Source organism: Gordonia sp. GN26 (assembly GCF_054823965.1).
In genome coordinates this window covers 34394-42445 of the sequence record NZ_JSYC01000053.1, presented here as the reverse complement: position 1 = coordinate 42445, position 8052 = coordinate 34394, and the positions used below count along the sequence as shown (strand labels likewise).

The 8052-nt window shown below is 71.6% G+C and carries 5 protein-coding genes; 2 read left to right on the top strand and 3 right to left on the bottom strand.

All coding sequences use genetic code 11. From position 1 onward, the window contains the following. The first annotated feature begins 54 nt into the window (after positions 1-54). Both OK17_RS13080 and OK17_RS13075 read left to right on the top strand, forming a co-directional pair. Positions 55-480, top strand: coding sequence for a DUF779 domain-containing protein (locus OK17_RS13080; RefSeq protein ID WP_232718479.1), 426 nt, complete (start codon positions 55-57; stop codon positions 478-480). Between the two features lie 102 nt (positions 481-582). Next, the gene (locus OK17_RS13075; protein WP_461417692.1) at positions 583-1125 is read left to right on the top strand and encodes a hypothetical protein; all 543 of its coding nucleotides are present in this window, start codon (positions 583-585) and stop codon (positions 1123-1125) included. On the opposite strand, the gene OK17_RS13070 is transcribed toward OK17_RS13075, so the two are convergent. The 3 genes from OK17_RS13070 to OK17_RS13060 all read right to left on the bottom strand — a co-directional run bounded on the left by OK17_RS13070 (position 1094) and on the right by OK17_RS13060 (position 7806). Continuing rightward, the gene (locus OK17_RS13070; RefSeq protein WP_461417691.1) at positions 1094-2626 is read right to left on the bottom strand and encodes a dynamin family protein; all 1533 of its coding nucleotides are present in this window, start codon (positions 2624-2626) and stop codon (positions 1094-1096) included. The genes OK17_RS13075 and OK17_RS13070 overlap by 32 nt on opposite strands. Beyond that, the gene (locus tag OK17_RS13065) at positions 2626-4563 is read right to left on the bottom strand and encodes a dynamin family protein (protein WP_461417690.1); all 1938 of its coding nucleotides are present in this window, start codon (positions 4561-4563) and stop codon (positions 2626-2628) included. The genes OK17_RS13070 and OK17_RS13065 overlap by 1 nt, the downstream gene beginning before the upstream one ends. 153 nt (positions 4564-4716) lie before the next feature. Further along, positions 4717-7806, bottom strand: coding sequence for an IniB N-terminal domain-containing protein (locus OK17_RS13060; RefSeq protein WP_461417689.1), 3090 nt, complete (start codon positions 7804-7806; stop codon positions 4717-4719). Between the last annotated feature and the right edge of the window lie 246 nt (positions 7807-8052).

The window sequence follows — 8052 nt, the reverse complement described above, 5'->3', positions numbered from 1 at the left end:
GCCCGGAGCTTGCGAAGGGCGTATCGAAGGGCAACCCACAGAAGGTGATTGAGAATGACCACCGAACAGATTGCTCCTGATCGGGTGGTCGCCACAGACGCCGCCGTGCAGCTCCTGACCAAGTTGTCGGAGCTGCACGGCGGTCTCATGATCCACCAGTCCGGTGGATGCTGTGACGGCTCGGCCCCGATGTGTTATCCGGTGGGGGAGTACCGCGTCGGCCAGCGCGACGTCCTCGTCGGCGAGATCGAACTCCCCGAACCCATTCCGGCAGTGCGGGTCTGGATCAACGGCGACCAGTTCGAGCTGTGGAAGCACACCCAGCTCATCCTCGACGTCGTGAAGGGACGCGGCGCCGGGTTCAGTCTGGAAGCTCCCGAAGGCGTGCGTTTCCTGTCACGGGCGCGGGCCTTCACCGAGGAGGAGAACGAACTCCTCGCCGCCTCGCCCCCGTTGACGGGTGCGACAGTCGGCGACTGACCGGTCGGTTCCACAGAATGCGTCGTGAGTGTCCGAAAATCGATACTCACGACGCATTCTCGGTTTCCCGGACAGGCGGCCTCGAGCGCATACGATCGGGGGATGTCGATGCCCGGCGATGCCCCACCACCGCGACCCCGCGTGGCCGTCACCCCCATGCGGCCCCAGCGGAGCACCGGACGCGCCGGGGCTGTCCGCTGGGTCGTCCTGGGGTGGATCGTGGCTCTTGCGCTGACCCTGGTGACGGTCCTTCTGGTCGTCGCGTCGCTGGACGACGTCCGGGCGGTCCTGGCCGCCGACCTGATCCGCGAACACCCGGACAGCGGTACCGACGCCGGCCGCGCCGTCGACATCTCGCTTCTCGTCGGTGGAGGTCTTGCCCTGCTGGTCACGGTGCTGGGCGTGGCAGGAGCAGTGCGTCTGTGGGCCGGTCGCCGTGCGGGGCGGACTCTTCTGACGGTCGGTGCCCTGGTCGCGATCGCGGGTGCGGTGGGATTCCGTCTCACTGTCGATCCGTCGACCTCCGGGCTGGCCGCCGCCGGCCTTCCCGAGCCGGTGTTGTGGTTGCCGGTGGCCGCGGCAGTGGTCGCGCTGATCGCCACCGGCGTCGCCTTCACCCGCGCGGTGAGCGAATCCCTGCGCTGAAAGCCGTTGCGCTGGCGTTTGTTCGAGACTCGTCGAGACGCGCCACGATACCCTCGGCGCTGCGGACGGCCACCTGACAGGCCGACGCGACGTCCGGTGCGATCAGCGGGTGGCCGGCGATGGACCGCCACGTGCGAACGGCCTCGATCGCCGACATACGAACAGTCGGCGGATCGGTTTCGGCGGGGAGACCCAGACGTGTCGTCGGATCGATCCCGGAGCCGCCGATCAAGCGGGTGAGGTCGGCGATCTGATCCGCAGGCAGGTCGAGTCCGCCGCCGCGGATGGTGGTGAGGAGTCGCAGTTCGCGGAAACCGTGCACGTCGGCGAGCTCTCGTCGGACCGACGCCCGTAGCTGCGCCGCCTGCGTCGACAGGGACGTCGCCAGCAGGTGATCGAGCGTGACCAGTGCCGAATGGGATTTGAGTTCGTCGGCACGCTGGGCGAACTGGGTGTCGATGATGGCACTCAACTCGGGCAGGCCGCTGCGGTCGAGGAGTTCCGCGGCCAGCGCGGTCGACGACGTCGCGCCGAAACGGATGAGTGTGACCGCCAGCCGGATGCCGAAGACGCCGAACCGCTCGGCGAGTGATTGCCGGAGACCGGCGGGGATGTCGGGCAGGATGTCGGGCCGCGCGAATCGATCCACCGTCAGCAGCGCCGCCTCGAGTTCGGGTCCCGGCGTCGAGGCCAATTGTGCCAGCGCGCGGAACTCGACCTCGCGCAGCGTCCGGGCCGCCAGGGCGAGCAGCCCCGCGACGGGGACCACCGCCTGACAGAGACCGGTCCGTTCGAGTTCACCGGCGAAGCGCCCGGCGATCTGTTGGGCGGAGATCATCGCGTCCATCCGGCCGGCGCCCAGCTCGTCGGCGCGGGATACGACACCGATCACCCCCAGCGGGCCCGACGAACCGCCGATCGCGGTGCCGATGCGTCGCAGCATGGCCGTGTCCGTGGCGGTGAGGGATCGCAGTAGGTAGACGACCGCGTCGACCCCCGACTGGCCCCGGTGCTCGTCGGCCCGGGGTGCGAGGAGGCGGATCGTGGAGTCGGACAGCTCCGTCGACAGCGATGCGGTACCCGGTGTGTCCACTATCGTGGTGGATTGCAGTGCGCGGGCGGGCCATTCGACATCGAGATGATCCACGCGATCGGCGGTGAGGCGTCCGAAGTCGAAGCCGAGGCGTCCGTCGACCCGGGTCACCGGGATCGGCACCGCGCGACCGTCGTCGACGTGTGCGGTCACCGACGGCGACCGGCCGCTGCGGTACCAAGTCACGACCCGGGTGCACTCGGTGGCATCGGTCGGTGCGATGTCCTGTCCGACAAGCGCGTTGAGCAGGGTCGACTTCCCGGCCTTCAACGATCCCGCCAGCGCGACCCGTACCGGTTGATACATCCGGTGTTCACAGAGATCGAGTTCGGCGTGGGCATGGGGTTCGTCGGCCAGAGCGCCACGAGCGGCATCGAGAAGCGCACGCGCACGATCGATCCCGGCCATCAGTGGGACCTCCCGGCCGCGTGGCGACCGACCTTCGGCTGGGCCGGTTCCGGGTGAGCGGGCGCGATCTGGTCGGGGTCGAAGTGATCGGCGGCTTTGCGTAGTGCAGCGACCGCCGACAGCCGGGCCTCGAGTTCGGCAGCGCGACGGGATCGTTCGGAGTCGGTAGAGGTCGCCGCGGACTGTGCGGCACTGAGGGATTCGGAGATGGAGCGTGCGGTCTGCTCGGCGACCGAGCTGAAGTGGTCGCGCAGCACGCGCTGGATCACCCGCAACCGATCCCGGGACTCCTTGCCCACCTGGAAGCTGACGTCGTCGGTGAACGCCCGTACCGCCACCTTCGCCTTGGCTCGGCGTTCGAGTACCTTCGCCTGCTTGTCGTCGCGGTAGGCCTTGGTGCCCAACAGGAGTCCTGCGCCCACCGACACCGGGTTGATCAGGGCCATGCCGACCATCGTCGAGATGAGTCCGAACATCAGCACGCCGCCGTACGACCCCCGCATCCCGATCAGGAGTTTCTGTGTGACCCCGACCCTGCCGCTGTCGAGTTCGGCGAGTTCGGACACCGAGTCGAGAACACCGTTCAAATCGGCGATGTCGAAGTCGGGAAGCGAATTCTGGCCGGCCGCCGCGAAATGATCGGCAACCCGTTGGGCCAGCCAGACCGACCGCTCGTGAGCCCAGACGAAGTTGTCGCCGATCACCGTTGCCGTCTGCTCGGTCAGCCATTCGGCGAGTTGTTCCCAGTCGACGCCCGGATCTCCCTCGTCGATGGCGCGCTCGGCCTCACGTGTGACCGCGCGGAGCCGGTCGCGGAGGTCGTGGTCGATGTCGGCGGCGAGGTCGGCGACCCCGTCGGCCAGGGTCTGCTGCCACTGCGCGGATTGCCGGCGCATCGCCTCCGCATCGGCCTTGGCCTCGTGCAGCGCACGGACGGCCTTGTTCGCGGTGTCCGGATCGCGCAGCGCGGCGAGTTCGCTGCCGAGGGTGAGGGCGAGATGCTCGCTGACCACCCGGAGATCGGTGGCCACCGCTCCTCGGGTTGCCTGTCGGGCGGTCGCCACCACGTGATCGCGGAGGTAGCGGTAGAGATCGAGGAAACCGGCTTCGGCGTTCAGCTGTTCGTCGCCCAGCCGCAGCGCGTGAGAACGCAGCACCGACGACACCGGCAACAAGGGGATGTCGATGCCGGCGGTCCGGAGATGCGAGCGGTCGGCGTCGGCGACGGCCCGCCAATGCGGGTACAGGTCGGTCTTCGTCAGCAGGCAGGCGACCGTCGGGCAGAGGCCGATCACCTGCTGGAGGAAGGACATCTCCGGCGCGGTGAACTCCTGGCTGACGTCGGACAGCACCAGCACCGCGTCGGCGGCGGCGACCATGCCCAGCGTGGCTGCGGCATAAGGGTGTCCGTGACCGCCGACACCGGGGGTGTCGACGAGGACGAGTCCGTCCGCCAGCAGCGGACCGGGTGCACCGATCTCCAGTCGCAGCACCTCACGGCCGCCGGCGAGGGGCGAGTCGGGGGTGACGGTACCGATGGCGTCCATCGGGACCGGGATGCGACTGTCGGCGGACGGACCGTCGACGACGAGGTGGGCGGTCGGTTGGGGCGCGTGCGAGATCACGGTCGGCACCGCGGTCGTCTCGTCGTCTCCCACCGAGCACACGTCGAGGTCCAGCAGGGCGTTGACGAAGTGGCTCTTGCCCTGTTTGAGCTGACCCACCACGACGATTCGCAACCGGGGGTCGGAAATGCGGGTCCGCGCGCCGTCGAGGCGGGTGACGAGATCGGTTCGCCCGGCCTCACGGGCCACCTCCGACATCGTGCTCAGCAGATCGCCGATGGTCGACGGTCCGGTCGGGGTGGCGGTCGCGGGAGCCTGCGCGACGTCGACCGTCCGACCGCTGGCCGGGAACTCGGCGGGTGAGCTTGTCATGGTGTCCTCACGGTAGTTCTGAGTCGGCGCACGCGGTCGGCATTGGGGAGGTGTTCCGGCGCGTGCCGCGGAGACGAGGTCGGCCCCGGCACCGTCCGCGTCCAGTGGGTACTGGCGTCGGGCGATGCCGGGGCGAGGCCGTCGGGTCCGGGGTCAGCCGGCGTCGGGTCCGGCGTCGACGTCTCCGGATGCGGTGGTACCGGCTTCCGGGTCGGCACCCAGCCCGCCGGTGAGACCTCCGGTCAGGCCACCCGTCAGCCCGCCGGTGAGATCCCCGGTGAGGCCGCTCGTCGTGTCGACCACTCCGCCGACCGTCGAGTCCAGGGCGCCACCGAGTCCGGCGTCGGTGTCCGCGCTGCCGCCGAGGTCGACGCCGCCATCGGCCTCGCCGCCGCCGGTGAGTCCGCCGGTCAGGCTGCCCGAGAGGTCGCCCGGGAGGTCGGCGCCCAGGTTGCCGATCGCATCGGTCGTCGCGCCGAGGGTGCCGCCCAGCGTCGAACCGGCCGTGGCGGTCGCGTCCCCGCCGACGGTCGCGCCGCCGTCGGCCGCACCGGAGACGGCGGTCGTCAGGTCGTCGGTGACCTCCGCGGGGAGTGAGCTGTCGAGGCCCAGTCCACCGCCGAGACCCAGTCCACCGCCGAGACCGAGATCGCCGCCGAGGGTCGAACCGAGCCCCGACTCCAGCGTCGTCCCGAGTCCGGCGAGTCCGCCGCCGAGTCCCGTCTCGAGGCCACCGGTGAGGTCACCGACGACACCGCCGGTGAGGCCGCCGGTCAGGATCGGGCCGCCCACGTTGATGCCGTCCTCCGGCGAGATCACGAGACTCGGGTTGAGCACCGCACCGAGCTCACCGGTCAGCGCCCCGTTGAGACCGCCCTGCAGTGTGGACTCCAGGGTCGTGACGAGCCCATTCGTGGCCCCGAGATCGACGTCGAGCGCATTGCTCAGCGTGCTGGTGAGGGCACCGCCCAGGTCTGCTCCGCCGGCCAGCCGTCCGGCGAGGTCACCGCCGAGGTCGCCGGTCAGCGCGGTACCGAGAACGGCACCGAGCGATGCGCCGAGATCGGCTCCCACGTCGCCGCCGGCTCCCAGGACCGTCCCCAGCGTGGCGGTGAGGTCGCCGGCCGTCTCGGTGACCAGGCCCAGATCGGCGCCCGCGCCCAGTGCGGCGTCCAGCGCTCCGCCGAGTTGGGTGATGAGGGCGCCGTCGACGCCGAGGGCCCCACCGAGATCGCCGGCCAGCAGTTCGCCGACACCGAGACCGGCACCCGCCGCGGCGTCGAGGATGCCGTCGACACCCGCGGTCGCACCGAGTACACCGCCGAGCGCGGCACCGAGTTGGGCAGCGAGGTCGCCGCCACCACCGAGTGCGGCCCCCAACTGGGCGGCCAGGTCGGTGGTGAGGCCTGCGTCGAGGAGACCGGCCAGGTCGGTGCCGAGCACGCCGCCGAGGCCGAGCGCCCCGCCCAGCGCGGCCCCGAGATCGGCGCCGGCCGCTGCTCCGAGAACACCGCTGAGCACGGTGCTCAGCGCGGAGTCGAGTCCGACGCCGGCCGACAGCAGTCCGCCGAGCGCGCCACCCAACTCGCCGCCCAGGCCGCCGATCACGTTCAGTCCGCCTTCGAGGGCGCCCCCGACGGAGCCCTCGAAGACGCTGCCGAGTCCCGCGCCCAGTCCCAGGCCGGTCTCGAGTCCTCCGCCGAGTCCGGCGGTCAGATCGGCGGCGAGGCCACCGTCCAGTGCTGCGGCCAGGGTGCCGCCGAGCGCGGCGCCCAGGGCACCCGCAGCGTCGCCACCGGCCTCGAGACCTGCGGCGAGTGCGCCCGAGATCGAGGCCCCCAGATCGCCACCCGCGGCGAGGGCCGCGTCGAGGTCGACGAGACCGCCGGCCGCCAGCACCGATTCCAGGGTCGCGGCGAGGCCGGCCTGGGCACCTCCACCCACCCCGAGAGCGGCGGTCAGCGCACCGGCGAGCACCGCGTTCGCACCGGCCGCGCCGGTCAGCGCCAGTCCACCGGCCGCGGCAGCGGTGGAGGTCAGGGCGACGCCCAGCGCGGTCCCGACGGATGCGGCAGCCGAACCGCCCGCCGCCAGGGTCGAGCCGAGGGCGCCGGTCAGCGTCGCACCGAGTTCGCCGGACAGGTCGGCGACGGCCTGTGCGTCGAGAAGCCCGGACAACGTCGCGGACAGGTCACCGGCGACGTCGAGCGTCGAGGAGAGGGCTGCGGTGAGGTCGGCCGACAGGTCGGCATCGAGGCCGAGCGCTCCGGAGAGGACCGCGGAGATGGCGCCGCCCGCGCCGAGTCCGGCGGCGAGCGCGGTCGAGAGGTCGGCGCCGAGCGCACCGCCGGAACCGAGGGTGGCGCCGAGCAGTCCGCCGAGCGTCGCGCCGAACTCGCCGGCGAGTTCACCGCCCGCACCGAGTGCCGTCGACAACTGGGCGGCGAGGCCGCCACCGAGTCCGATGCCGGCGCCGGCGGCGAGGAGGGCGTCGAGCGACGCGCCGAGCTGACCGACCAGCACACCGTCGGCGTCGATCGCGCCGGCGAGCGCACCGGCGATCAGCGGGCCGGCACCCGCACCGAGCTCGAGGCCGCCCGCGACCACGGTGTCGAGGGCGGCGCCCAGCGTGGCGCCGAACTGTGCCGCCACCGCGCCCCCGGCGCCCAGCCCGGCGGACAGGGCCGCACCGAGGGCGACGGCCAGCTGACCGGCCAGGTCCAGGTCACCGAAGGCGATACCGCCGAGGTCCAGGTCGGCGAGGGAGAGGCCGGACAGGTCGACGCCCCCGAACCCGATACCACCGAGGAGACCGCCGAAGTCGAAGTCGCCCAACCCGATTCCGCCGAGGTTCACGCCACCGAGGCCGAGGGCACCGCCCCCGACGTCGATACCTCCGAGGTTGATGTCACCGAGGCCCAGCCCACCGAGGCCGAACCCGACACCGCCCCCGGCGCCACCGCCGACGGCCCCGCCGATCGCTCCGCCGCCGGCACCGCCGGCACCGCCGGCACCGATGGCACCGCCGGCACCGATGGCACCGCCCAGGCCACCACCGGCGGCGCCGCCGGCAGCGAGGCCGGAGTCGGCGACGAGCGGAGCCGCGGCCGAGATGTGGGCGGGCGTGATCCCGGTGAGCCCGGCGCGGTCGATCGCGGCCTGGGGATCACCGCAGTAGGTGTTGAACGCGTCCTCGTCGCGGAGCAGACCGAGGATGAAGTCGAGTACCGCATTGGTCGGCATGGCGTCGTTCCTTGCGTCGGAGAGATCGCAGTTCGATCCCGTGTCGAGTTCGACGCTAGGCAGCGGTGCGCTCCGGGACATCGGGGCAAATCCCTAGTCCTGTGGCGGACCCGCTGAACAGGGGCAGACCCCGGATGTCGGGGGCAACGGTAGGGGCAGGGGAGTTTTCCCCTAATCGCGGCCGAAACGCTAACGGCCGGGTCATGGCCCGCGACACACTCTGTGACGTGCAGCGCCCGCATCGGC